The sequence below is a fragment of the Verrucosispora sp. NA02020 genome, from assembly GCF_013364215.1.
In the GTDB taxonomy this organism is placed as follows: Bacteria; Actinomycetota; Actinomycetes; order Mycobacteriales; family Micromonosporaceae; genus Micromonospora.
On sequence record NZ_CP054923.1, the window covers coordinates 6,986,760 to 7,011,853 of the forward strand.

Annotated in this window: 19 protein-coding genes; 15 read left to right on the top strand and 4 right to left on the bottom strand. The window is 72.7% G+C overall.

Annotated elements, in window-relative coordinates:
- Positions 1 to 37: 37 nt before the first annotated feature.
- Genes HUT12_RS31180 through HUT12_RS31190 form a run of 3 tightly spaced genes read right to left on the bottom strand, consistent with a single transcriptional unit; the run spans position 38 to position 3,890 of the window.
- Positions 38 to 1,261, bottom strand: coding sequence for an MFS transporter (locus HUT12_RS31180; protein ID WP_176095514.1), 1,224 nt, complete (start codon positions 1,259 to 1,261; stop codon positions 38 to 40).
- 59 nt (positions 1,262 to 1,320) lie between these two features.
- Positions 1,321 to 2,760, bottom strand: a complete 1,440-nt coding sequence (locus HUT12_RS31185) for a condensation domain-containing protein (RefSeq protein ID WP_176095515.1) — start codon at positions 2,758 to 2,760, stop codon at positions 1,321 to 1,323.
- An 11-nt stretch (positions 2,761 to 2,771) separates the two neighbouring features.
- Positions 2,772 to 3,890 (bottom strand): glycosyltransferase family 2 protein, encoded by a 1,119-nt coding sequence (locus HUT12_RS31190; RefSeq protein ID WP_131054475.1) that lies wholly within the window; start codon positions 3,888 to 3,890, stop codon positions 2,772 to 2,774.
- A gap of 105 nt (positions 3,891 to 3,995) precedes the next feature.
- Between HUT12_RS31190 and HUT12_RS31195 the strand changes: the two genes are divergently transcribed.
- From HUT12_RS31195 to HUT12_RS31260, 14 genes are all read left to right on the top strand, one after another.
- Entirely contained in the window at positions 3,996 to 5,270 is a 1,275-nt protein-coding gene (locus HUT12_RS31195; RefSeq protein ID WP_131054474.1) for a DegT/DnrJ/EryC1/StrS family aminotransferase, read from the top strand.
- A gap of 60 nt (positions 5,271 to 5,330) precedes the next feature.
- Entirely contained in the window at positions 5,331 to 6,551 is a 1,221-nt protein-coding gene (locus HUT12_RS31200) for an inositol-3-phosphate synthase (protein ID WP_176095516.1), read from the top strand.
- Positions 6,552 to 6,620: 69 nt separating this feature from the next.
- Entirely contained in the window at positions 6,621 to 7,865 is a 1,245-nt protein-coding gene (locus HUT12_RS31205; protein ID WP_176095517.1) for an acyl carrier protein, read from the top strand.
- Positions 7,862 to 9,367, top strand: a complete 1,506-nt coding sequence (locus HUT12_RS31210; protein ID WP_176095518.1) for a class I adenylate-forming enzyme family protein — start codon at positions 7,862 to 7,864, stop codon at positions 9,365 to 9,367. The genes HUT12_RS31205 and HUT12_RS31210 overlap by 4 nt, the downstream gene beginning before the upstream one ends.
- A complete protein-coding gene (locus HUT12_RS31215; RefSeq protein ID WP_176095519.1) occupies positions 9,360 to 10,616 on the top strand; it encodes an alanine racemase in 1,257 nt (418 codons plus the stop codon). The genes HUT12_RS31210 and HUT12_RS31215 overlap by 8 nt, the downstream gene beginning before the upstream one ends.
- A gap of 5 nt (positions 10,617 to 10,621) precedes the next feature.
- Positions 10,622 to 10,876, top strand: coding sequence for a phosphopantetheine-binding protein (locus tag HUT12_RS31220; RefSeq protein WP_131052479.1), 255 nt, complete (start codon positions 10,622 to 10,624; stop codon positions 10,874 to 10,876).
- A complete protein-coding gene (locus HUT12_RS31225) occupies positions 10,873 to 12,024 on the top strand; it encodes an acyl-CoA dehydrogenase family protein (protein WP_176095520.1) in 1,152 nt (383 codons plus the stop codon). Before HUT12_RS31220 ends, HUT12_RS31225 begins: the two co-directional genes overlap by 4 nt.
- Complete coding sequence (locus HUT12_RS31230) at positions 12,017 to 13,129, top strand: acyl-CoA dehydrogenase family protein (RefSeq protein WP_176095521.1); 1,113 nt, start codon at positions 12,017 to 12,019, stop codon at positions 13,127 to 13,129. Before HUT12_RS31225 ends, HUT12_RS31230 begins: the two co-directional genes overlap by 8 nt.
- Positions 13,126 to 13,791 (top strand): 4'-phosphopantetheinyl transferase superfamily protein, encoded by a 666-nt coding sequence (locus tag HUT12_RS31235; RefSeq protein WP_131052482.1) that lies wholly within the window; start codon positions 13,126 to 13,128, stop codon positions 13,789 to 13,791. Before HUT12_RS31230 ends, HUT12_RS31235 begins: the two co-directional genes overlap by 4 nt.
- Positions 13,788 to 15,296 (top strand): AMP-binding protein, encoded by a 1,509-nt coding sequence (locus HUT12_RS31240; RefSeq protein WP_176095522.1) that lies wholly within the window; start codon positions 13,788 to 13,790, stop codon positions 15,294 to 15,296. The genes HUT12_RS31235 and HUT12_RS31240 overlap by 4 nt, the downstream gene beginning before the upstream one ends.
- Positions 15,296 to 15,817, top strand: coding sequence for a flavin reductase family protein (locus HUT12_RS31245; protein ID WP_176095523.1), 522 nt, complete (start codon positions 15,296 to 15,298; stop codon positions 15,815 to 15,817). The genes HUT12_RS31240 and HUT12_RS31245 overlap by 1 nt, the downstream gene beginning before the upstream one ends.
- Positions 15,818 to 16,026: 209 nt before the next feature.
- Positions 16,027 to 16,902, top strand: a complete 876-nt coding sequence (locus HUT12_RS31250) for an inositol monophosphatase family protein (protein ID WP_131052485.1) — start codon at positions 16,027 to 16,029, stop codon at positions 16,900 to 16,902.
- Positions 16,886 to 17,842, top strand: coding sequence for a Gfo/Idh/MocA family protein (locus tag HUT12_RS31255; protein WP_176095524.1), 957 nt, complete (start codon positions 16,886 to 16,888; stop codon positions 17,840 to 17,842). Before HUT12_RS31250 ends, HUT12_RS31255 begins: the two co-directional genes overlap by 17 nt.
- Before the next feature lie 203 nt (positions 17,843 to 18,045).
- The gene (locus HUT12_RS31260; protein WP_254877008.1) at positions 18,046 to 19,791 is read left to right on the top strand and encodes a BTAD domain-containing putative transcriptional regulator; all 1,746 of its coding nucleotides are present in this window, start codon (positions 18,046 to 18,048) and stop codon (positions 19,789 to 19,791) included.
- On the opposite strand, the gene HUT12_RS31265 is transcribed toward HUT12_RS31260, so the two are convergent.
- Complete coding sequence (locus HUT12_RS31265; RefSeq protein ID WP_176095526.1) at positions 19,770 to 20,696, bottom strand: arginase family protein; 927 nt, start codon at positions 20,694 to 20,696, stop codon at positions 19,770 to 19,772. The two genes, HUT12_RS31260 and HUT12_RS31265, sit on opposite strands and share 22 nt — an antisense overlap.
- A gap of 194 nt (positions 20,697 to 20,890) precedes the next feature.
- Between HUT12_RS31265 and HUT12_RS31270 the strand changes: the two genes are divergently transcribed.
- Positions 20,891 to 25,072, top strand: a complete 4,182-nt coding sequence (locus HUT12_RS31270; protein WP_176095527.1) for an ExeM/NucH family extracellular endonuclease — start codon at positions 20,891 to 20,893, stop codon at positions 25,070 to 25,072.
- Positions 25,073 to 25,094: the final 22 nt, after the last annotated feature.

A 25,094-nucleotide genomic window follows, 5' to 3' on the forward strand; every position in this document is an offset into this window, starting at 1 on the left:
ACCGCCCGTCGGTCATCCGGCGGCGCTGACCGACGGTTCACCCGGTGGCGCCCTCGCCGGGCAGCGCGGTGGCCCGGACCCGGCCCACCAGGACGATCACGGCCAGCACGAGCACCAGCACCACCACGAAGGCCAGCCGCAGGTCGAGCGCACCGGCGAGCAGACCGATGACGGGCGCGGCCAGCAGCGCGCCGGGCCACTGGCCCATCGCCACCACCGAGACCCCCTCACCGGACGTCAGGCCGGGCTGCTCACCGGCGAAGCCGAGCACCGTCGGCGTGACGCAGGCGAGACCGAAGCCGAGCAGGCCGAACCCGGCCATCACCGCGGCGGGGTGCGGGACGGCCAGTGGCAGCGCCAGCCCGGCGGCGGCGACCAGGGCGGAGAGCCGGACGAAACGGATCCGGCCGAAGCGCCCGGCGAGCGAGTCGCCGACCAGTCGGGCACCGGCGGCGGCCAGCGAGAGACAGGTGTACGTCGCGGCGGCCAGCACCGCCCCGGCGGCGGCGACCTCGGTGGCGTACAGGGCGCTCCACTGGGCGCCCGCCATCTCCACGAAGGACGCCAGGAAAGCGATCGCGGCGAGCAGCAGGAGCTGGGGCGTGAACCGGTCGCGCAGCCGGCGGCGCGCCTCACCCTCCTTGGTCTCCTGGCGGGGTGTGTCGGGCAGCCACCGCTGGGTGCCGATCAGCAGCACGCCGAGCAGGGCACTGGTGATCGCCATCTGCACCGACGGGGAGAGGCCGATCGCGGCGGCACCGGTGCCGCTGAGTCCACCGGCGAGCATGCCGATGCTGAACCCGGCGTGGAACGTGGACAGGATCGGGCGGCCGTACTGCTTCTGCACCTCGACCGACTGCGCGTTCATCGGCGTGGCCAGCAGGTTGGCGGCGAATCCCCAGACCGCCAGACCGCCCGCCAACGCCACCACCGTTGTCGAGGCGGCCAGCAGCGGCGCGTTGACCAGGATCAGGGCGGCACCGGCCAGCGCCAGGCGGCGGGTGTTGATCCGGCTGATCAGCACCGCGACCACTACGAGCGAGATCAGCTCACCGGCGTTGGTGGCGATGTTCGCCAGTCCCCAGCCGGTGTTGCCGAGGCCGACCGCGTCGCGGACGTCCGGCACCCGGGAGGACCATCCGCCGATGGCCAGGCCCATGATGACGAAGAGCAGCACCACCGAGTAGCGGGCCCGGACGGCGCTTCGCGGCACCGGTGGTGTCACCCGATCGGCGGGCTGGTGCGTCGAGGTGTCCGTCATGGTCGTCGTACCTCTCCCGAGTCGGCCTGGATCCTGGTCCCCGCCTCTCCCCGCTCCTTCTACCCCGCCGCGTGATCGAAGAAGCACGCGCCGTCAGGGAGCCGGAGTTGCGCCGGGCAGCGGTCCGGGTCGTCGACGAGGGCGGCGACGACCGCCAGGTAGTCGTCGATCAGCCCGTGGACCAGGTCGTCGTCGAAGAAGCTGCGGTTGCGGATGAAGACCCCGCCGGCCCGGTCGTCGTCCACCACCACGATCGGCGACCCCCGCTTCAACCAGACCGGCAGGCAGTCGGCGGGTACGTCGGCGGCGACCACCGGCGCGGGTGTGCCGGGAGCGGGACGCGCCGTGATGTCGAGCGGTTCGACCCGCAGCCCGGGGCAGTGCAGCACCGGTGAGGCGGAGGCCGCCGACTGGAACCAGGCGTCGAAGAGGTGACTGTCCGTCCAGGGGCGCTGCCGGACGAAGTCGGGGTGCACCGCCTCGGCCACCCGGTGCAACGGTGCCACGTGGGCGATCGCCTCGGTCAGCGAGGCGTGCGCGGCACGGACCACCGCACCGAGTGGTGCGTCCGGTGCGATCTCCACCGGCACGTACACGTTGTTGGTGAACTGGCCGATCAGGCGCTGCGACAGCGGGCTCTCCCGGCCGAGCGTGGTGGTGCCGAGCACGATCCGCTCCCGACCGGCACGCCGCGACAGCATCACCAGGTAGGCGGCGAGCAGCAGGACGTACGGGCTGGTCCGGGCTCGTCGGGCGGCCGGGCGCAGGCGGGCGGCCACCTCGGGTGGGATCGCGAAGCGGGTGGCCACCTCGGCGCTCAGGTCGGCGTCGGGGGCCGGCGGGGTGGCCGGGAAGAGTTGGTACGGCGACACCGGCCGCAGCCGATCCCGCCAGTGGGCGGCCCGGGTGGCGGCGTCGACCCCGCCACCGGCCAGTTCCGTCTCCTGGATCGCGGCGAGCCCGGCGAAGTCGACGCCGAGCGGCGGTTGCGGGCGGACCGCGCCCAGTCGGGCCGCGTACGCGTGACAGAGGTCCTCCACGAACAGCCGGCACGACCAGCCGTCGGAGACCATGTGGAAGAAGCAGAGCGCGAGAACGTGTTCGGTCGCGGAGAGCCGGATCAACGCGGCCCGCCACAGGGGCGCTTCGGTCGGGTCGTACGCGACCGTGCGGTGCTCGTAGGCGATCTGCTCGATCCGGGCCTGCTGGGCGGCGGGCGACTGGCCGGTGAGGTCCACCTGGACCAGGGGTGACCGGACCCGGGGCAGGATCTCGATCTCCGGCTGGACGCCGATCCGGACGAACCGCATCCGCAGCGCGTCGTGCCGGTCGACGACGTCCTGCACGGCCTGCCCGAACGCGTCGACGTCGAGCCGACCGGAGAGTCGACGGAACTCCACCACCACCAGTCGGGCGGCACCCGGGTGGGCCGGGTCGAGGGCGGTCATGAACTCCCACATCATCTGCTGGCTCGGGGCCAGCGGCAGGGTGGTCGGCACGCCGGCTCCTCTCACGCCGCGACCGGTTCCGCCCGCGACGGGGCGACCGGTTGGTAGTCGGCCTCGTCCGGGGCGCGGAATCCGGTGAAGAGCAGGTCGGGGCGGCGCATCCGGAGTGCGGTGACGAAGGCGGCGCCGTCGAAGAGGGTCTCGATCGCGACGCAGGCCACCGACTCGGCGAGGGCGCGCGGGCCACGGTCGTCGCCGAGCCGACCGGGTGTCTTCGCAGCCACCAGCGCCGCCGCGACGGCCGGCACCGCGAGCAGGCTCCGTCCGCCGGTACGCCGTGCCGTGGCCAGCCCGGCGGCGGCGGTCACGGCGAGCGCGCTGACGGTGTTCAGGACGAACCGGCGGCGGTGCGGGTGGGCCAGGCAGAGCCACTGTTCGGATCGCCCGTACGTGGTGAACCGGTACGCCACGGCGCCGACGGTCTCGGCGACCGACGTGTCGTGGGTGACGACCGCCTCGGGCTCGGCGAGCAGCGCGTACCCGGCGTCGGTCAGCAGCAGGCCGAGGTGCAGGTCCTCGCCGCCGATCGGCATCGGGGAGTCCTCCGGGAAGCCGCCGACGGCGTCGAACGCGACGCGTTTCACGGCGGTGTTCGCCCCGGCGCCCCAGGACACCCGCTCGTGGTGCAGCGGCCGGGTCAGGTCACCGAGCAGCAGGTAGGAGCGGCTCATCACCCGGAAGAAGGCACCCTCGCCGGGTTCCACCAGGACCGGCCCGGTGACGCCGGCGACCTCCTCACCGCTGGCGCGCAGCCGGGCGGCATACCGGGTGATCAGGTCCTCCGGCACCCGGCAGTCGGAGTCGGTGAACAGCAGCAGGTCGTGGCGGGCGTGCCGGACGCCCAGGTTGCGTTTGGCCCCGACGTGCCGGGGGCCGCGTACGTATCGGGCGCCGTACTGGGCGCAGGCGGCCCGGTGGGCGGCTGCGGCCGCCGGTGCGGAGTCGTCGACCACCACCACCTCCACCGGCTCCGGGCAGTTCCGGGCCGCCTGTTGCAGGCTGCGGAGTTGCCGGCGCATCTCGGGCACCCGGTCCTTTACCGGGATGACCACCGAGACACCGCGCTCGACGCCGGGTGGTGCGGTCGGCTCGCTGCGGAATGACTGCGGGGATCGGCTCATGTCCCGAGGGTCGGCCAGGCCGATACAACGCCGATACACGGCATCGACGTCCGCCGGTATCCGACGTGTACGGAGGATGTATCGACCGGCAGCAGTGTCGACGGCATGACGACCTCCATCCGTACCGACCGGCGGCTCGCCGTAGACGGTGGCCGACCGTTCCGACCGCCGGACCGGCCGTGGCCCCGCTGGCCGGTCCCCGCCCCGGACGCCGAGCGCAACCTCGCCGCCGTGCTGCACGGAGGCCGGTGGGCGATCAGCAGCCCGACCTGCGGCGACACCCCTCTGTTCGAGCGCCGGTTCGCCGCCGACTTCGCCCGCTACGTCGGCACCCGCCACTGCGTACCCGTCGACCACGGGTCGAGCGCGCTGGTGGTGGCCCTCGAATCCCTCGGCCTCGACTTCGGCGACACCGTCCTCGTCCCGGCCCTGACCTGGACCGCCTCGGCCACCGCCGCGCTGCGCGCCGGGCTGGTGCCGGTGCTGGTCGACGTGGACGCCGACACCGGTTGCGTCGGGCCGGACGACCTCGACCTGTCGGTGGACCCGCGCGCCGTGGTGGCCGTGCACTGGGCCTCGAACATGGCCGACATCCCGGCACTGGACGCGGTCACCGCGCCCCGGAACATCTCCATCGTGGAGGACTGCGCCCAGGCGCACGGCGCCACCTGGCAGGGCCGTCAGGCCGGCTCCCTGGGCCGGATCGGCTGCTTCAGCTTCCAGCACGGCAAGGTGCTCACCTGCGGTGAGGGCGGTGCCGTGGTCACCGACGACGACACCCTGGCGCCGGTGTTGCAGGAGTTGCGGGCCGACTCCCGCCGCTACCGCGACGGGCGCCCGGCCCCGGGTGAGCTGGACCTGGAGGAGAGCGCCGGGATCCAGGGCGCGAACTTCTGCCTGAGCGAGTTCTCCGCCGCCGTGGCCTGCGCCCAACTCGCCATCCTGGATGAGCAGCACACCGTCCGGAACCGCAACTACGCGCTGCTCACCGAACTGGTGGCCGACCTCGACGGGGTACGCCTGCTGCAACCCGCACCGGCGCAGACCCGGATCTCCATCTATGAGGGCACCATCGTCGTCGACGAGCTGCCCGCCGGGATGAGCAACGCCGACGTGGCCACCGCGCTCACCGCCGAGCTGGGCAAGCGCTTCTATGTCACCGACGAGCCGCTGCACCGCAGCCCGCTGCTCCAGCCCTGGACCAAGCCGCTGCTCGCGCCGCTGGCCGAGCGGTTCACCGCGATCCACCGCGACCGCGCGTACCCCAAGACCGAGTGGCTCGCCGCGCACAGCGTGCAGACCCACCACAGCACGTTCCTCGGCACCGAACCCGACATGCACGACATCGCCGGCGCTCTCGGGAAAGTGCTGACCCGCTGATCCGTACCCGCCACCGAACCGCGTGCCACCGACCCGGCGCGCCCAGAGAAGGGACCTTCCGTGACCGTCACGCACAGCGAGACCCCGCAGAGCACGTCCTCGTCACAGAACTCCGACGGGCCGATCGGCCTGTGGCTCAACGGCGCCCGAGGTTCGGTCGCCACCACCGCCGTCACCGGCCTGATGGCGCTGCGGGCCGGGATGACCCGGTCCACCGGCTGCGTCACCGACACCGACATGCTGCGCGACGTGCCGCTGGCCGGCTGGGCCGACATGGTCGTCGGTGGGCACGACGTGGTGGACACACCACTGGAGAAGAAGGCGGAGGCGCTCGTCGACTCCGGCGTGATTCCGGCCCCGGTCCTGGCCGCTGTCCGGGGCAACCTACCCGAGGTCGAGGGTGAGCTACGCACCGGCTACGACGCGCAGTCCCACACCGGCAGTCAGGCCGAGGCGATCGACCGGCTGGCCGCCGACATCGAGGAGTTCCGCAACCGGCACGGGCTGGCCCGGGTGGTGGTGGTCAACGTGTCGTCGACCGAACCGCCCGTCGACTTCCGACCGGAACACGACGACCTGGAGGCACTGACCCGCGCGCTGGCCGACCCGGACGCCCGGGTGCTGCCGCCCAGCTCGGTCGTCGCGTACGCGGCCTTCCAGGCCGGTTGCGGGTTCGTCGACTTCACCCCGTCGACCGGGGCGCGGTTGCCGGCCCTGGAGCTGCTGGCCCGCCGGCAGCAGGTGCCCTTCGCCGGGTCGGACGGCAAGACCGGTGAGACGCTGCTGCGGACCGCACTCGCGCCGATGTTCACGTGCCGCGCGTTGCACGTGCTCTCCTGGGCCGGGGTGAACCTGCTCGGTGGCGGCGACGGGGCGACCCTGGAGGACCCGGCGAACGCCAAGAGCAAGCTGAGCTCCAAGTCGGGCGTGCTGCCGGCGCTGCTGGGCGAGGACGTGACAGCCCCTCTGCACATCGACAACGTGCCGGACCTCGGTGACCACAAGACCGCCTGGGACCACGTCTCGTTCGAGGGCTTCCTCGGCGTCCGGATGTCCATGCAGCTCACCTGGAGCGGCGTCGACTCGACGTTGGCCGCGCCGCTGGTGCTGGACCTGGCCCGGCTGACCGCCGCCGCGCACCGGGCCGGTCACGTCGGCCCGGTCGAGGAGCTCGGCTTCTTCTTCAAGGACCCGATCGGCTCCGACGAGCACGCCCTCGCCGACCAGGCCCGGGCACTCACCGAGTGGGCCAACGGCCTCGACCGCGAGGCCGACAGCTGAGCCGTCCGCGCCGCCGGCGCGGGCGACCGCGCCGGCGGTACCGCCCGCCGTAGCCACGAGGAGCCTCCCATGCCCCCACACACCCAGAGCCGGCCGGACCGGCGGACCGGGGATCCGGCGTGGACGCCGATCCTGACCACGCTCCGCGCCCCCGCACTGGACTGCCTCCAGACGAGCTTCGCGCTGCTGGCCGACCACGCCCACGGCACCGGCAGCCATCTCGCCCTCGGCGCACGCGTCGAGTTCCGCACCCGGGAGCGCGCCGGGCTGCCCACCGTCGAGGCCACGCCGGACGACCGCGCCGCCGAGGCGGTGGGCCTGCTCGGCCTGCGGGTCGAGGGTCGATGGACGCAACTCGACGGGCCACGGGTCCGTCGGCTGTTCGCCACCGGCCAACCGTTGTACGTCATCGCGGACGCCTACGACCTGCCCTGGTGCCCGTACGAGGGTCACGAGCACATGCGGCACAGCTTCCTCGCCACCGGTGACGGCTCGGGTGCGGTGACCGTGGTGGACGCGTACCACAACGACACCGCCTGGGGGCCGGCGCGCCCGGGCGTGTGGCGGCTGCCGGTGGACGAGTTCGACGCGGCGCTGGCGGGCGGTGCCCACACGCTGGCCATCACCGCCGGTCCGGCGCCGGTCCTCGACGTGCCGGAGATGCTGGCCGGCAACGCGGAGCGGGCCCGGCAGTCCCGCCCGGCGGTGGCCGGACATCTCGCGTCGCTCACCGAGACGCTCACCACCGTGGATGGTCTGCACCGGTTCGTCCTCGACGTGTGGCTGCTCGGGCGCGCCCGCCAGTTGCACGAGCACTGGTTGGCGTCGGTCCGCCCGGAGGCCGCCGCTGCGCTGGCCGGGCAGGCGCAACGATGGCAGCAACTCTCCGCCCGCAGTTACGTGGCGTTGCGCCGCGCCCAGGCGGGACGCCCCGCCTCCCCCGAGCTGGCCGACGCGCTGGGCGCGCTGGTCGACGAGTACCTCTCGGTGGTGGAGACGATCGGGGCCGCGCCGACGGCGGACGGCGACGCACCGCGCGCCGCCGACGCCTCCGGGGACGGCCCGGTGCAGGCGGCGGTACTCGGCGCGCTGCGGGACACGCTGCACCTCGACGAGGCCCGCCTGCGCCCCACCGACGTGCTGCGGGACCTGCCGGGCTTCGACTCGTTCCGGCTGGTCGACGTCATCGACCGGGTCGAGCGGCGGCTGGGCGTCGAGGTCCCGGCCACCGCGCTCTCCGCCGCCGACCTGCGGGACGTCGGCTCGCTGTGCGCGATGTTCGCGGACGCCGGCCCTGCCGGAGGCGACCGATGAGCGCCGACCTGCTGCACGGCCTGCTCGACCGGGCCGCGACACGGTGGCCGGACGCGGACGCGGTCACCGACGGTACGGCCCGCCTCAGTCACCGGGATGTGGACGCGCGCAGCCGCCGGCTCGCCGACTGGCTGCGCCGGCAGGGTGTGCGACGCGGTGACCGGGTGGTGGTCGCGGTGACCGGCGACGCCACCCTGCCCGCCCTGCTGTACGCCGTGGCCCGGGTCGGCGCGGTCTTCGCGGTGATCCGGGTGCCCGCACCGGAGGTCGCCCTCGCCCACGTGCTGGACGACGCCGAGCCGGTGCTCACCGTCACCGACGACCCGCTCCTGCGGGAGTTGGCGCAGGCCCGGAACGTCGCCGTCCGCGACTCGGCCGCACTGACCGAGGCGGCGGGCACCGCACCGGTGACCCTGGCCGGGGCGCCGGAGGGCACGCCGCCGCTGGCCGTGGACCCGGTCTGCCTGATCTACACCTCCGGCAGCACCGGCATGCCGAAGGCGGTGGTCTCCACCCATGCCCAGGTCACCTTCGCGGTACGCGCGATCCAGTCGGAACTGTCGTACCAACCGGAGGACGTGGTGCACGACGTGCTGCCCACCTCCTTCGACTACGGCCTGTACCAGATCTTCCTGAGCACGCTCGCCGGATGTCGGCTGCACCTGGGCGACGCCGGGCAGACCGGGGGACGTCTCCTGGTCGCGCTGCGCGAGTCCGGGGCGACCGTGCTGCCGTGCGTGCCGTCGCTCGCCATCAACCTGCTGCGGCTGCTGCGCCGTCCCGGTGCGGTACGCCCACGGCTGCGCCTGATCACCAACACCGGGGCGACGATGCCGCCCGAGGTGCTCGCCGGTCTGCGCGAGGCGCTACCCGACCTGAAGGTGCAACTCATGTTCGGACTCACCGAGTGCAAGCGTGCCGCCATCATGCCGCCGGACGAGGACCTGCGGCGGCCGGGCGCGAGCGGTCGGGCGCTGCCCGGCACCGAGATCTTCACGGTGGACGACGCAGGCCGGCGGCAGTCCCCCGGCGCCCCGGGCGAGCTGGTGGTCCGTGGTCCGCACGTGATGGCCGGCTACTGGCGGCGTCCCGAGCTGACCGCCGAACGCTTCGTCCGCCGCGACGGGCTGTTCCCGCAACTGCACACCGGCGACTACGGCCACGTGGACGCCGACGGCTACGTGCACTACGCCGGGCGACGCGACGACGTCTACAAGGAGAAGGGGACCCGGGTCAGCGCGACCGAGGTGGAGGCCGCCGCGTACCGGGTGGACGGTGTGGAGGTCGCCGGGGTGCTGCCGCCCGCCGAGGGCCGCGACGGCGCGACTCTCTTCGTGGTCGCCGAGGTGGCGGCCGACGACGTCCTGCACCGGCTGCGCGGTCAACTGGAGGAGATGAAGGTGCCCGCGCGGTGCGTGGTGCTGCCGAGCCTGCCGCTCAACGGCAACGGCAAGGTCGACCGGCGCGCGCTGGCCCGGCTGGCGGGTGAGCGTCGTGGCTGAGCTGCCCTTCGAGACCCCCGCGTACCGCTACGACCTGGCCGACGTACGCGCCAACCATGCCACGTTGCGCGCGGCCCTGCCCACGCCGAGCCGGCTCTACTACTCGCTCAAGGCCAACCCGCACCCGGCGATCGTGGCGACCCTGCACCGGGCCGGGTGCGGTGCCGAGATCTGCTCCCCCGGCGAACTGGCCACGGCGCTGGCCGCCGGTGTGCCTGGTGACCGGATGCTCTACACCGGTCCCGGCAAGCGCGACGCCGAGGTGGCCGAGGCCGTCGAGGCGGGCGTGCGCTGGTTCTCGGTCGACTCGCCGGGGGCACTCGACCAGGCCGACCGGATCGCCCGTCAGCACGGCACCACGCTGCGCTGCCTGCTGCGGGTCAACGACCGGGTGGCGAATCCCGGCCAGGGGCTGACCATGACCGGCGTCGCCTCGCAGTTCGGCGCCGACGTGGACTGGATCGAGCGCCAACCGGAGGCGTTCCGGTCCCGGCCGGCGGCCGTCGTCTCCGGGTTCCACCTCTACACCGGCAGCAACGTCGAGTCGGTGGACGCGCTGGTGACCCAGTTCGCCTCCGCCGCCGCCACCGCGCACCGGCTGCGCGACCTGCTCGGCATCGAGCTGGAGCTGCTCAACCTGGGCGGTGGCTTCGGCGCGCCGTTCGCCCGCGCCGGGCGCAACGCCGACCTGACCGGGCTCGACGCGCAGATTCGTACGACACTGGACGATCTCTTTCCGGGCTGGCCGGACGACGACCCGGTGATGGCGTTCGAGTCCGGTCGCTTCCTCACCGCCACCGCCGGGACCCTGCTGACTCGGGTGCTGGACGTCAAGCACTCGCACGGCACACCCGTGGTGGTGCTGGAGTCCGGCATCAACCACCTCGGCGGGATGTCCGGCCTGCGTCGATTGCCGCCGCTGGTCCCGGCCCTGCACACGGACGGGTCCACCGAACCGGCCGACGGGCCGGCGTTGACCGGGGCCATCGTCGCCGGTCCGCTCTGCACCCCGCTGGACACCTGGGCCCGCGCCGCGACGCTGCCCGACGTACGCCCCGGTGACGTGCTCAGCGTGCCGAACGTCGGCGCGTACGGGCTCTCCGCGAGCCTGCTGGCCTTCCTCGGCCACCCGGCGCCGCTGGAGGTCGTCTGCGACGGCGAGCAGGTCGTCGAGACGTCCCGGCTGACGCTGACCCGGACGCAGGGCACCGCACCGGCCGACCCGACCGATCCACGAGACGAAAGGTGACCGTCATGAACGCCGAATTCACCGAGATGCTCCGGCCGTTCCTCAAGTTCGCCGGCGACAAGGAGATCACCGAGGAGTCCCGCCTGCGTGACCTGGGACTGGACTCGATGCGGGAGATCGAGCTGCTCTTCGCCATCGAGGACACCTTCGGCGTCGCCGTTCCCGACGACAAGCTGGTCGACTCGACGTTCGCCACGGCAGGCGGGCTGTGGCACGTGGTCGAGCAGTTGCGGACGCCGGTCGGTGGTGGTGCCCGATGACCGGGTACGCCGAGGCGGTGACCACGGTGACCGAGGTCGCCGCCGCGCACGCCGAGGCCGCCGACACCACGGCCACGTTCCCCACCGAGGCGCTGGACGCGATGCGCCGCACCCGACTGCTCGGCCTGCTGGTGCCGACCACCGAGGGCGGACCCGGCGGCACGCTCACCGACATGGTCGACGTCACCGAGGCGTTGGGCCGGGTGGACATGTCGGTGGCGATGGTCTTCACGATGCACTGCCAGCAGGTGGCGGCACTTGCCGCGTACGCCGGGGAGAAGCTGCGCGCCGAGGTGCTGCCGGCGGTGGCGCGGGGCGAGGTGTACCTCGGCTCGGTCACCACGGAGCCGGGCAAGGGGGGCCACCTGCTCACCTCCGAGTCGGGGCTGGAGCAGGACGGGGAGATGCTGCGCATCGACCGGCAGGCCCCGATCGTCACCGGCGGCCCGTACGCGGACGCGTTCCTGATCACCACGCTGGCGCCGCAGGCCGAGTCGGCCACGCAGGTCGACCTGGTCTACGCCGCCCGTGACCAGGTGGAGACCGAGGTGACCGGCGGCTGGCAGCCGTTGGGCATGCGGGCCACCCACAGCGTGCCGATGCGCCTGCGCGGTGCGGTGCCGCAGTGGCAGGTGGTGGGTGAGCACGGCGGGTTCCGCGACATCGCCACCCGGGTGTTCGCACCGCTGGCCCACGTCGGCTGGGCTGCGGCGTGGCTGGGGACGGCGGCCGGCGCGTACTCGCGGGTGCTGCGGCACGCCCGCAGCGAGGCGGGACGGCGTCAGTTCGCTCCGTCGTCGGAGTTGGTGCTGTTGCGCCTGGCCGGGATTCGTACCCGGCTCGACGCCGTGAACGCCCTGCTGCGGCACACCGTGTCGGTGGTGGACTCGGCATCCGACATGTCCGCCGCGCCGGTGCAGTCGCTGCTCAACACGCTCAAGATCCGGGCGGCCGAGGAGTCCTTCGCCGCCGTGCACGAGCTGGTCGAACTGGTGGGGCTGCGGCACGGCTACCTCACCGGCTCGCCGTTGGCCGTGGAGCGTGCCTTCCGCGACCTGCGGTCGGCGTCGCTGAACTATGGCAACGACCGGCTGCGGCTGGCCAACGGGGCGCTGGCACTGCGCGATCCGGGGGTGCGTCTTGCCTGAGCCGACAGCCGACTTCACCGCCACGCTGCGTACGGCGCTGGCGGGGGCGGACACCGCCGACGCACGGGCCCTCTGGCGGGCACTGGGCGCCGGCGGTGTCCTCGTCGCCCTCTGTCCCGACGGTGGTACCCAACCGGACCCGCGCCGGCTGGCGACGCTGCTGACCGAACTGGACGCACGCTGCCCGCTCGGCGTGACCCTGTCGATCTGCGTCCAGGTAGCCACCGTGCTGCCGCTGCTCTCGGAGGCGGCCACCGGGCCAGTCGCCGGACCGGTCGCCGAGACGGTGGCCGACATGGTGCGCGGCGAGACGACGGTGGCGCTGGCCGTCACCGACGCCGGTGCCTCCGGGTCGGACCTGCTCGACGCCACCACCCGGGCCAAGCTCGGCGACGACGCCGTGACCCTGGACGGCCGCAAGGAATGGATCACCAACGCCACCACCTGCGACGCGGCGCTGGTGCTCGCCCGGCACCGCGAGCCCCGGCACTTCACCAGCTTCTGCTGGCTACTGGTGCCGCGGTCGGCGCCGGGGGTGACGGTCGAGCCCGCCGGGCGGGCCTTCGCCGGGTCCGGAGTGGGACACCTCCGGTTCGACGGCGTGGCCCTGGAACCGAACGCGCTGGTCGGTCGGCCCGGCCGTGCGCTGGCCGGGTTCGCCCGGCAGGTCGGCGTCGAGCGGCTGGCCGGTGCCCTCTGGTCCCGGGCCATCTGCCGCCGGCTGATGACCGGGCTCGGGGACTGGCTGCGGGCCCGGCCCGCCGCCGACGGCACGCTCTGGGAGCACCCGGCGGTCCGCGAGCGGTACGCCCGCTGCCTGGTCGCCCTGCGCCAACTCGACGCGTTGTGCGCGCCCCTGCTGGACGGGCCGCCCGGTCCACCGTCGACCGCCACCGGCATGGTGCTCAAGGTGGCCGCCGCCGAGACGGTCGAGACGATCGCCGCCGAGGCGGTGCACCTGCGTGGCGCGGACGCGTTCCGCGACGGCGGCGAGGCCGCGCTGCGTACCGAGGCGGCCATGTTCGGCATCGCCGGTGGTGCCACCGGGACGATGCTGGCCGGGCTCGCCGACCACGCGGACGACCTGCTCGGGAGCAGGCCATGAGCAGCGGGTACCGCCTATCCGGGATGCCGGGGTCGGTGGCGGTCGCACTGCCCGACGGGGTCTTCACCGCCTACGCGCCGATCGGGGACCCGGGGACGCCGGAGGGCCCGGCCGGGGACACCGGTCGGGGGCTGCCACCGTGGCGGGTCAGCGAACGGGTCGCCGCACGGCGGCTGCTGACCACGCTGATCGCCGCGGTGGCACCGGCCGGCACCGGCCGCCTCGCGGTGGGCAGCCGCCCGGGTGGGCAGCCGTACCTGCCGGGCCGCCCCGACCTCGAAGTCAGCCTGGCGCACTCCGGGGCGGTCGTCGCGGCGGCGGTGCACACCCGGGGCGGTGCGGTCGGGGTGGACGTGCAGGAGCCGTACCCGGTGGGTGACGCCCTGGTGCGGCGCTGCTGTCCGCAGGGCGTCGCCGCGCTGCTGCGACACGACCGGCCCACCCGCGACGCGGCGGTGGCCCGGATCTGGACGGTGCAGGAGTCCTGCGCCAAGGCCACCGGGCGCGGGCTGGGCATCCGGCCGTGGCGGATCCCGGTCGGCCCGGACCAGGAGCACGGCCGGTGGCGGCACCTGCGCTGGCGGACGCTGCCACCGACCGGCGGTACTCCGTGGAGCTGCGCCTGGGAGCCGATCGACGACAGGAAGGGAGCAACGCCGTGAGTTTGTACCAGTGGTTCCAGCGGAGCGTCACGCGGTCGCCGGAGGAGACGGCGCTGGAGGTGGGCGCGGCGGCGGTGACGTACCGGCAGCTCGACGAGATCGTCGCACACCTGGCCGGACGACTCTGCCACCCGACCGGCCGCCGGCCCGCCGCCGTCGGTCTGCTGGCCGCCCGGAGCCTGCCCGCGTACGCCGGCTATCTGGCCGCACTGCGGGTGGGGGCGGTCGTGGTGCCGCTCAACCCCACCTTCCCGACCTCCCGCAACGTGCAGTTGTGCCGGGGCGGCGGAGTCGAGGTCGTGGTGGTCGACGAGGCGGGTGCCACCGTCTCCGCCGACCTGTCGGCCCGGACCGGTGCCGTGCCGGTACGCCTCGACGACTCCCGGGACGCCGCACCGGTGCCGCCGATCGGGAGCGGACCGGACGACGTGGCGTACACCCTGTTCACCTCCGGCTCGACCGGCCGCCCGAAGGGTGTGCCGATCCGGCACCGCAACGTCGACGCCTACCTCGCGTACTGCCTCGACCGTTACCCGATCGGGCCCGGCGACCGGCTGTCGCAGAACTTCGACCTGACCTTCGACCCCTCGGTCTTCGACATGTTCGTCGCGTGGGGCAGTGGGGCGACGCTCGTCGTGCCGCAGCCCGACGAGGTGCTGACCCCGGTGCGCTTCGTCAACGAGCGGGGAATCACCGGCTGGTTCTCGGTGCCGTCGGTCGTCTCGCTGGCCCGTCGGATGCGGATGCTGTCGCCGGGTGCCATGCCGGGCCTGCGGTACAGCCTCTTCGCCGGCGAACCGCTGACGTGCGAGCAGGCGCGGGCGTGGGCCGAGGCCGCCCCGAACAGTGTGCTGGAGAACCTGTACGGCCCCACCGAGCTGACGGTGACCTGCACCGGTCACCGGTTGCCGGCCGACGTCGCCGACTGGCCGGTCACCTCGAACGGGACCGTGCCGATCGGCGAGGTGCACCCGCACCTGGACGCGATCCTGCGGTCCGAGACGGGCGCGATCGTCGGCGACGACGGCGAGCTCTGCGTACGCGGACCGCAGTGCTTCACCGGGTACGTCGACCCGGACGACGACACCGGCCGTTTCGTCGAGCACGACGGGCAGCGGTACTACCGCACCGGTGACCGGGTCCGCCGCGAGGACGGCGTACTGGTCCACCACGGACGCCTCGACGACCAGGTGAAGATGCACGGCTACCGGATCGAGCTGGGCGAGATCGAGATGGTCCTGCGCGGCCACCCGAATGTGCAGGACGCGGTGGTGCTGGCGCTCGGTTCGGGTGAGCGCACCTGCCTGGAGGCCGTCTACACCGGCACCGGGGGGATCGGGGAGGAGCTGCGGCAGCGCTGTGCCGACCGGCTGCCCGGATACATGGTGCCGAGTCGCATCCACCACGTACCCGCGCTGCCGACGAACGCCAACGGCAAGACCGACCGACGCCGGATAGCCGCCCTGGTCGACACGGCGGCCGGCGAGACGAGAGGAGCGCTGTGATGACCGACGTGTCGCGTCGGGTCGACACCGACCGGGGATTCCGGTCGGTCGCCGGCCGCTTCGCCACAGGGGTGGCGGTGGCCACCGCACGAGGTACGGACGGGCCGGTCGGCATGACCGTCAACTCGTTCACCACCGTGTCGTTGGACCCCCGGATGCTGCTGATCTGCCTCAGGCACGACTGCCGGCTGCTCGGGACGGTCCGCCGGACCGGCCGATTCGCGATCACGGTGCTCGCCGACGACCAACGCGACGAGGCGGCCTGGTTCGCCTCCCGGGGCCGTCCGGCGGGGACCGAGGGCTTCGCGGGCATCCCGCACGACCGGGAACGGACCACCGGCTGTCCGCTGCTCACCGACGGGGTCGCGTACTTCGGCTGTGAGGCGGTGCGTACCGACCCGGCCGGTGACCACATGGTGCTGATGGGTGTCGTCCGGTCGTCGGGCCTGTTGCGCCCGAAGCCGCCACTGCTCTTCGTGGACGGCCACTACGCCCGGGTAGCCGACGGAGTGCGGGCATGAGCGAGCGCAGCGAGCGAATCATCAGGCTCAGCACAAATGTCGGCCCGCAGCGCAGCGGAGGGACGACATGAGCGAACGCAGCGAGCGAATCATCAGGCTCAGCACAAATGTCGGCCCGCAGCGCAGCGGAGGGACGACATGAGCGAACGACGTGAGCGAATCATCAGGCTCGGTGGAAATGCCGGCCCGCAGCGCAGCGGAGGGACGACATGAGCGTCGGGGCGGCTCCTACGGATCTGCGGAATCTCAGCGTCCGTGCGGCGCGGGCGGGTGCGGACGCGATCCGCGAGGTGTGCGACCGGGGGGTGCGGTTGTCCCTCAAGGGCGGCGCGGCCCAGAACCCGGTCACCAGCGCGGACCACGCCAGCGAGCGGGCGATCCTGGGCCTGATCGCCCGGTCCCGGCCCCAGGACGCGGTACTGGCCGAGGAGTCCGGGTTGACCACCGGATGCTCGGGTCTGCGCTGGATCGTCGACCCGCTCGACGGCACGCTGAACTTCAGCCACGGCCTGAGCCGTTACGCGGTGAGCATCGCCGTGGCGGCGGACCGGGGCGACACCGGTGGGGTCGAGGGGCGTGGCACGGGTGACGGGGGTCGGGTGGTGGCCGCGACGATCCTCCAGCCGGCTACCGGCGCCTGCCTGATACTCGGCGGTGACGAGGTGCGTGACGGTCAGGACGCCCCGGTCACGGTGGACCGTGCCGCGGTGCCGGGGCACGCGCTCGTCGCGTTCGCGGTGCCCAACACGCCCGGTCCGCGCCGTCAGGCGTACCGGCTGTTGAGTCTGGTCGCGCCCCGCGTGGCCGATCTGCGCAACTCGGGCTCGACCGTCTGCGACCTGGCCGCCGTGGCGACCGGCGAGTTGGACGCCTTCGTCAGTTTCGACCCTGCGCCGTGGGACATCGCCGCCGGCACCGCCCTGATCGAGGCGACCGGTGGGACGAGCCGGCGCTGGCACCGGGCGGGCCGTCGCGTCTTCGCCACCGGCGCTCCGGCGGTGGTGGCGGCACTGGCGGACTGGCTGGGCCCGACCGGAGACGACCGTGCCGACGAGGAGGAGTGGCGAGATGACCAGCAGTCCTGATTTCCGACTCGCGTTGGTGGGGGCCGGCCGGATGGGCCGGCACCATCTGCGCGCGCTCACCGGCAACCCGACGGTGGCGGTCACCGCGGTGGTCGACCCGGTGCCGGCGGCCCGCGCCGTGGTCGCCGGCACCGGTCTGCCGGCGTACGCCTCGGTCGAGGATCTGCTCGCCGAGACGACACCCGACGGCCTGCTGGTGACGGCGCCGACCGGCCGACACGGCGCGCTGGTCGCCGCTGCGGCCAAGGCCGGGCTGCCGGTGCTCTGCGAGAAACCGGCCGGGCTGACCGCCGACGACGCGCGGGAGGCGGGCCGGGTGGCGGCCTCGGCCGGTGTTCCGTTCCAGGTGGCCTACTGGCGCCGTTTCGTGCCCGCGCTGCGCGAGTTGCGGGAGCGGATCGCGGCGGGCGAGCTGGGCGAGATCCTCTTCGTGGCGGCGTTGCAGTGGGACGGTGAACCGCCGGGGGCGGCCTTCCGCACCGGCAGCGGCGGAATCTTCGTCGACATGGGGGTGCACGAGTTCGACCAGGTCCAGTGGTTGACCGGGCAGCGGGTGGTCCGGGTCTGCGGGGAGGCCGCCGGGCCGGTGACCGACCCGGCGGTACGCGGGCACGACGTGGACAGCGCCCAGGCGTTGCTGGGCCTCTCCGGCGGTGCCACCGCGCTCGTCTCGTTGGGACGGCATCACCGGGGCGGCGACATGGCGAGTGTGGAGGTCTTCGGCACCCGTGACCACGTACGCCTGACCTTCCTCGACCCGGCCGACGGTGACGCCACGATGTACGCCGCCCTGGCTCGCCAGGCCGAGGACTTCGTGGACCTGGTACGCACCGGACGCTCCACCGGGGCGGGGACGGCGGATGCGGCGGCGGTGCTCGACGCTGCGTACCAGGCCAGCGCGGCGGTGGCCGTTCGCGGTGGGGCAGAGCCCGATCGGTGACTGTTTTCATCATCTGCTGGCCGCGTTAATACTCCCTCCCGGCGGGGACTGCGAAATCGAGGAATTGCTCACCGGCGTTGTCCTGCCGCAGGGAGAGAGAATTTATGCAATTCAATGTGCTCGGCCCATTGACATTAGCGACCAAAGCTGGTCCGCTTCCGATCAACGGGGCGAAACCTCGGTCCCTGCTCTCGATCCTGCTGATGAATCCCGGTCGGACGGTCGCCACCGGTCGCCTCATCGACGGTATCTGGCCGACGTCACCGCCCGCCTCGGCGCTGCACAACGTCCGGACCTACGTCCACCGGCTACGGCAGCTCCTCCAGCAGGTCGGGGACTCGGCCGACCGGCTGGTCCGCGACGGCACCGGCTACCGGTTGCGGGTCGAGGAGGACGAACTCGACCTGCTGCGGTTTCAGCGGTTCGTCGGTCAGGGACACCGGGCGGCCCGGGAGGAGCGCCTGGACATCGCCGTCGACCTGCTCGGCAAGGCCCTCGACCAGTGGCACGGACATCCGTTGGAGGATCTGCCGGATCTCGGCACCGACGTCGCCGCGTGCACCGTGGCACTACAGGAACAACGGCGGGCGGCGGTGACCGAGCTCATCGACGTACGGCTCCGACTGGGACAGCCCGCAGCGGTCATCCCGCAGTTGCGGCGGATGGTGGCCGAGGAGCCGTTCGACGAGCCCCGGCAGGCCCAACTCGTCGTCGCGCTCACGCTCGAAGGCCGGGTCGCGGAGGCGCTCGCCGCCTATCAGGAGGCACGACGGGTGATCGTCGACGAGTTGGGCGTCGATCCGGGTCCCACCCTCCAGGGTGCCCTACAGGTCGCGCTCGACGCGGACTCGGCCGAGGCCCGGCCGCCCGGCGGTTGGTCGGCGGTGATCGCGGGCGGACCGCCCCCGGTCGCTGTCGATCCACCGGCCGGTCGCCGGGCCCTGCCGATGAAGCCGCCCCGGCTGGTCGGACGGGTCGCCGCCGCCCACCAGTTGCGCGCCATCGCGGACACCCTCGGCGCCGACGAGCACGCGGCCGTCGTGCTCGTCACCGGCGCGCCGGGCGTCGGCAAGTCCAGCTTCGCCGTGGCCAACGGCTACGACCTGGCTGACCTCTTTCCCGACGGGCAACTCTTCGTCAGCTTCGACCACGCCGCCGGTACGCCCCGGAGCACCGCCGACCTGATGCGGGAACTGCTCGTCGAACTCGGCGTCGCCCTGACCGACGTGCCCGAGGACGTCCGGGAGCGGGCTGCGGTGCTGCGGTGCACGCTCGCCGATCGGCGACTGCTCCTGATCATCGACGACGTCGACTGCGCCCAGCAGGTACGGCCCCTGCTCCCGGGCGCCGGCCGGAGCCTGGTGCTGATCACCAGTCGACAGCGCCTGCTCGACCTCGACGTGGGGTGGCGGCTGAGTCTCGGGCCCCTGAGCCGGGTCGACGCGGTGCAACTGCTGGCGACCATCGCCGGTGAGCACCGGGTACGCGAACAGCCGGAGGTGTTCGGTCGGATCGCGGCGGCCTGCGACCAGTTGCCGTTGGCGCTGCGGATCGTGGGCAGCCGCATCGCCGACCAGCCCGGCATCGCCCTGCCCAGCTTCACCGAGCAGTTGGAACGGGAGGAGAACCGCCTGGAAGAACTCGCCGTCGGTGACATCTCGGTCCGCCACAGCCTCTCCGGCAGCTACCAGTCACTGACGCCCCAGGCGCGGGCCGCGCTCAACGCGCTGGCCAGCAGCGACCTGTTGATCACGCAGTCCAGCGCCGGGGACATCCTGCACCTGCCCCGACCGCAGGCCAACCGGGTGGTCGAGGACCTCGTGGCGCACAACCTGCTGGTGCCGGTCGACTCGGACGGCACCGGGCAGCGCTTCCACCTGCCCAACCTGCTGCGCATCTTCGCCCGGGAGTGCGCCGCCCCGCCCACTCAGTTCTCCCCGGCCGCCTGACCGGAACCCACCCGGCCGGTGCCGAGCGCATCGGCCAGCACCTCGACGAACCGGGTCAGCACCGCGCCGTCCGGCAGGTGGTCCGGGTTGATCTCGGTGACCGCCAGTCCGGCGAAGCGCGGGCTGCGCACCAGCGTGGCGAGGGTGGTCGACGCCTCGGCCAGCGTGAGTCCGGTCGGTTCCGGCACGTCGGCCAGCGGAGTCTCGACGAAGTCGAGCACGTCGACGTCGAAGTGCACCACGAACGACTCGGCGGCGGCCTCGGCGGCAGCGCACGCCCGTCGTCCCGCCGCGAGCGGATCGGCGTGCACCTCGTCCGCCGGCACGTACGTGATGCCCAGCTCGGCCACCAGGTCGTACTCGTGGTCCCCCGGGGGCAGCGAGTCTCCGTACACGACCACCCGGTCGGGAGTCAGCAGCGGCACGGCACCACCGACGGCGGCGACCTCGGGCCGGGTGCCGGGCAACCCCAGCATGTGTGCCAGACCCATCGCGTCCATGTTCCCGTTCGCCCTGGTCAACGGTGTGTACAGGTCCGGTCCACCGTCCACGTAGACCAGCGCCGCCGGTGCGCCGGCCCGGACGTGCCCGGCCACCAGCCCCAGGCTCACCGTGCAGTCACCACCGAGGACGAGCGGCAGTCGGGACCGGCGTACCGCCGCCTCGACCTGCTGCGCGACGCCCGTCGCGACCCGTGCCACCTCGGCCGCGTTCTGGCCGGTACGACGTGCGGGGTCGGGACGCCAGCGGGACGACGGCACGTCACCGAGGTCGTCGACCTCGCAGGTGCGCCGCAGCAGCCGGACCAGACCCGCCTCGCGCAGCGCGGCCGGCGCCTGCTCCACTCCGGGGGTGTGCGCGCCCGCGCTCGACGGTGCACCGATGACGTCCCATGCGGTGGTCATGCCTCATCATCACCCCACCGATGCGTCGCTGCCGGGCACCGGAGTGCCCGCGACGGGTGCGGATCCGGCGATCCGGCAGGCCAGGCCGGTGGTCCGAGCCACCCACTTTCCCGTGCTTTAGTACATCTGGTGGCTCCCGCACGGACACCGACGCCGCTTATCCTCCCGAGGTCTAACCCTCGGAGGCCGCGCACATGCAGCGAAGTAGAAGTACACGACTACTCACAATCCCGGGCGTACTGGTCACCGCCGCCGCGCTCACCCTCTCCAGTGGCACCGCCGCGTTCGCCGACCCGGTGCCCACGACGCCGTTCATCAGTGAGATCCACTACGACAACGTCGGCGCGGACGTCGGCGAGGCGATCGAGATCGAGGCGCCGGTCGGCTACGACCTGAGCGGCTGGCAGATCGTCCTCTACAACGGCGCGAACGGTGCGCCGTACAACACCAGGACGCTCAGCGGTGCCGTTCCGACGGCGGGCGTCGTCGTCGCGTCGTACCCGGTCGACGGCATCCAGAACGGTGCGCCCGACGGCGTCGCCCTGGTCAAGCCCGACGGCGGGGTCGCCGAGTTCCTCACCTACGAGGGCACCTTCACCGCGGTCGGCGGGCCGGCGAACGGCCGGACCGGTGTCGACATCGGCGTGGAGGAGACCGGGTCCACCCCGGTCGGCCACTCCCTCCAGAAGATCGACGGCACCTGGCGGCCCCCGGCGCCGCACAGCTTCGGGGTGCGCAACGGCGAATCCGGCCCCGGTCCGGACCCGGACCCGGACCCGCCGCTGGGCTGCACCGTCACGGTCGACCGCACCATCGCCGAGGTCCAGGGCACGGGCGACGCCACGCCGCTGGCCGGCACCCGGGTCACCGTCGAGGGCATCGTCACCGCCGACCACCGCACCGGTGGCTACAACGGCGTGTACGTGCAGACGGCGGGCAGCGGCGGGGAACGCACCGTCGCCGCCGGGACCGCCTCGGACGCGGTCTTCGTCTATCTGACCACGAACACCGCCAACCACCCGTCGGTCGCGATCGGCGACCGGGTCCGGGTCAGCGGCACGCCGAGCGAGTTCAACGGCCTCACCCAGCTCACCATCGCCGCCAAGAGCGACGTCCAGGTCTGTGAGCAGGGCGCACCGCTGCCCACTCCGGTCCCGGTGGAGCTGCCGCTGAGCGACGACGCCCGCGAGTCGGTCGAGTCGATGCTGGTCGCCCCGGTCGGCGCGTACGCCGTCTCCGAGGTCTACAACACCAACCGGTTCGGCGAGGTCGTCCTCACCGCCGGTGACAAGCCCGCCGCCACCCCCACCGACAAGGCCCGGCCCGGCTCGGAGACCGCCCGCCAGATCTCCGCCGACAACAAGGCGCGCCGGCTCCTGGTGGACGACGGCAAGACCACCAACCTGGCCAACGCCGGACTGCTCCCGCCGTACGTCTCCCCGGCCGCCCCGCTGCGGGTCGGCGACTCGGTCGAGGCGTTCGGTCCGTCGGTGCTGTCGTACGCCTTCAACGAGTGGCGTCTGCAGCCGACCCGTCCGGTCGACGCCGACACCCCGCCGGCCGACCGGACCACCTTCAAGTCCACCAACCCGCGTACCGCCGCTCCGGTCAACGTCGGTGGCGACCTGCGGGTGGCCAGCTTCAACGTGCTGAACTACTTCGTCCACTTCGGCGGTGACGCACGCGGTGCCGCGAACGAGGCGGCACTGGTCAAGCAGGAGGCGAAGATCGTCTCGGCGATCAGCGCACTCGGCGCCGACGTGGTCGCACTTCAGGAGATCGAGAACTCGGTCCGCTTCAACACCTCCGACCCGCAGCAGGCGCTCAAGCGGCTGGTCGCCGCTCTGAACACCGAGGACGGCGCGGGCACCTGGGACTACGTCCGCACCCCGACCGAGCTGCCGGGTGCCGCACAGCAGGACGTCATCACCACCGCGATCATCTTCAAGCCGGCCAAGGCCCAGCCGAAGGGTCCGTCGCGTTCGGTGAACGACGAGTCGGTCTGGTTCAACGCCCGCGAGCCGCTGGCGCAGACCTTCACCGGCGGTCCGCTCGACTTCACCGTGGTCGTCAACCACTTCAAGTCCAAGAGTGGCGCCGGCAGCGGTGACAACGCCGACGCCGGGGACGGTCAGGGTGGCTGGAACGGCGACCGGATCCGCCAGGCCACGGCGCTGGCCACCTTCGTCGACCAGGTGAAGGCCGACAGCGGCACCGACAACGTGCTGCTGCTGGGTGACTTCAACTCGTACACGCACGAGGACCCGATGCAGGTCCTCTACGCCAAGCAGTACGGCAACCTCAACGACACCGGTAAGACGAGCTACGTCTTCGGTGGCGAGTCCGGTTCGCTGGACCACGCCCTGGCCTCGCCGTCGCTTGCGGACCGGGTGACCGGCGTGGACGTCTGGCAGACCAACGCGGTCGAGTCGTACGCCTTCCAGTACGACGGTCTGGCCTCGTTCTTCGCGCCGGACCCGTACCGCGCCAGCGACCACAACCCGCTGATCGTCGGGCTCAACTCCGGGGCCGCCCCGGTGGACCTGCAACTGCTGACGATCAACGACTTCCACGGTCGGCTGGAGTCACCGGCCACCGTGAACGGTCAGCCGGTCGGCGGTGCCGCCCAGCTCGCCGGTCTGGTCAACCAGTTGCGGGCGCAGAACCCGAACACGGCGTTCGTCTCCGCCGGTGACAACATCGGCGCGTCCACCTTCATCTCGGCGATCGACGACGACAACCCGACGATCGACTTCCTCAACCAGGCCGGGCTGACCGCTTCGGCGGTGGGCAACCACGAGTTCGACCAGGGCATGACCGACCTGACCGACCGGGTGATGGAGCGGGCCGACTTCCCGATCCTGGGCGCCAACGTGTACCGGGGCGACACCCGGGCGCTGCCGGCGTACTCGGTCAGCAGCATCGGTGGGATCAAGGTCGGCTTCATCGGCGTGGTCACCGAGCAGACCGCGTCGCTGGTCAGCCCGGACGGCATCGCCGGCCTGACCTTCCGCGACCCGGCTGCCGAGGCGAACCTGGTCGCCGCCCAGCTCAAGGACGGCAACCCGGACAACGGCGAGGCGGACGTGGTGGTGCTGCTCACGCACGAGGGCGCCGCCACGGAGAACATCGACTCCCCCGAGGCCCTGGCGAACGACCCGGTCTTCGGCAAGTTCACCCGGGTCGACGCCACCATCGACGCCATCTTCAGCGGTCACACCCACCAGCCGTACGCCTTCGAGGTCCCGGTCCCGGGCACCGACAAGCTGCGTCCGGTGGTCCAGGCCGAGGACTACGGCAAGCGACTGGGCAAGGTCACGCTGACCTTCGACCCGCAGTCGGGTTCGGTCACCGCCGCCGACGCGTCGCTCGTCGACGTGGTCGGTGCGCCGCAGGACCCGGCGGTGGCCGAGATCGTCGCCGCCGCCAAGGTCAAGGCCCAGGAGCTGGGTCAGCGCAAGCTCGGTGAGATCACCGCCGACATCCGGCGGGCCTACACCGACGGCAACGAGGACCGGGGCAAGGAGTCGGCGCTGGGCAACTTCATCGCCGACGTGCAGCTCGCCGGCACCGCCGACGCCGGCCGGGGCGGGGCGCAGATCGCGTTCATGAACCCGGGCGGTCTGCGGGCCGACCTGCTGTACCGGACCGACGGCACGGTGAGCTACTCCGACGCCTTCTCGGTCCAACCGTTCTCCAACGACGTGGTCACCAAGTCCTACACCGGTGCCGAGATCAAGCAGGTGCTGGAGCAGCAGTGGCAGCCGGCGGGCGCGTCCCGTCCGGTGCTGTGGCTGGGTGTGTCGAAGGGCTTCAGCTACACCTACGACCCGGCCGCCGCGCAGGGCTCACGGATCACCTCGATGCAGCTCGACGGCGCGCCGATCGACCCGACCGGCACCTACCGGGTGACGGTGAACTCGTTCCTCGCCTCCGGCGGGGACAACTTCACCACCCTCGGTGGCGGCACCGACCGGGCCACCACCGGCGACAACGACCTCACCATGCTGGTGAACTACCTCGCCGCCAACTCGCCGGTCACCGCGGACACCACGCCGCGCTCGACCGTCGGGCAGGGCGACCCGGACTGGGACGTCACGGTGCAGGCCCGCAGCCAGTGCGTCGGCACCAACGCGTACGTCTCGGTCAGCGCCCAGAACGCCGACGACGTGGCACTGACCATCGAACTGGTCACCCCGTACGGCTCGCGCACGGTCACCGATGTGGCTCCGGGCAAGACCGCCTACCAGGCGTTCAACACCCGGGCCAAGACGGTGGCGGCCGGCACCTCGACGGTCAAGGTCACCGGTACCGTCAACGGCCAGCCCGTCACCACCCGGGTAGAGGCGCCGTTCCCCGCGCTCACCTGCGGTTAGTTCGTCTCGCGGTGGCGGTGCC

Coding starts and splice junctions, on each gene's coding strand:
- HUT12_RS31190 (WP_131054475.1), bottom strand. CDS start 3,890: ATGAGCCGATCCCCGCAGTCATTCCGCAGCGAGCCGACCGCACCACCC.
- HUT12_RS31265 (WP_176095526.1), bottom strand. CDS start 20,696: ATGACCACCGCATGGGACGTCATCGGTGCACCGTCGAGCGCGGGCGCG.
- HUT12_RS31250 (WP_131052485.1), top strand. CDS start 16,027: ATGAGCGTCGGGGCGGCTCCTACGGATCTGCGGAATCTCAGCGTCCGT.
- HUT12_RS31255 (WP_176095524.1), top strand. CDS start 16,886: ATGACCAGCAGTCCTGATTTCCGACTCGCGTTGGTGGGGGCCGGCCGG.
- HUT12_RS31235 (WP_131052482.1), top strand. CDS start 13,126: ATGAGCAGCGGGTACCGCCTATCCGGGATGCCGGGGTCGGTGGCGGTC.
- HUT12_RS31225 (WP_176095520.1), top strand. CDS start 10,873: ATGACCGGGTACGCCGAGGCGGTGACCACGGTGACCGAGGTCGCCGCC.
- HUT12_RS31210 (WP_176095518.1), top strand. CDS start 7,862: ATGAGCGCCGACCTGCTGCACGGCCTGCTCGACCGGGCCGCGACACGG.
- HUT12_RS31205 (WP_176095517.1), top strand. CDS start 6,621: ATGCCCCCACACACCCAGAGCCGGCCGGACCGGCGGACCGGGGATCCG.
- HUT12_RS31220 (WP_131052479.1), top strand. CDS start 10,622: ATGAACGCCGAATTCACCGAGATGCTCCGGCCGTTCCTCAAGTTCGCC.
- HUT12_RS31180 (WP_176095514.1), bottom strand. CDS start 1,261: ATGACGGACACCTCGACGCACCAGCCCGCCGATCGGGTGACACCACCG.
- HUT12_RS31245 (WP_176095523.1), top strand. CDS start 15,296: ATGACCGACGTGTCGCGTCGGGTCGACACCGACCGGGGATTCCGGTCG.
- HUT12_RS31195 (WP_131054474.1), top strand. CDS start 3,996: ATGACGACCTCCATCCGTACCGACCGGCGGCTCGCCGTAGACGGTGGC.
- HUT12_RS31260 (WP_254877008.1), top strand. CDS start 18,046: ATGAATCCCGGTCGGACGGTCGCCACCGGTCGCCTCATCGACGGTATC.
- HUT12_RS31270 (WP_176095527.1), top strand. CDS start 20,891: ATGCAGCGAAGTAGAAGTACACGACTACTCACAATCCCGGGCGTACTG.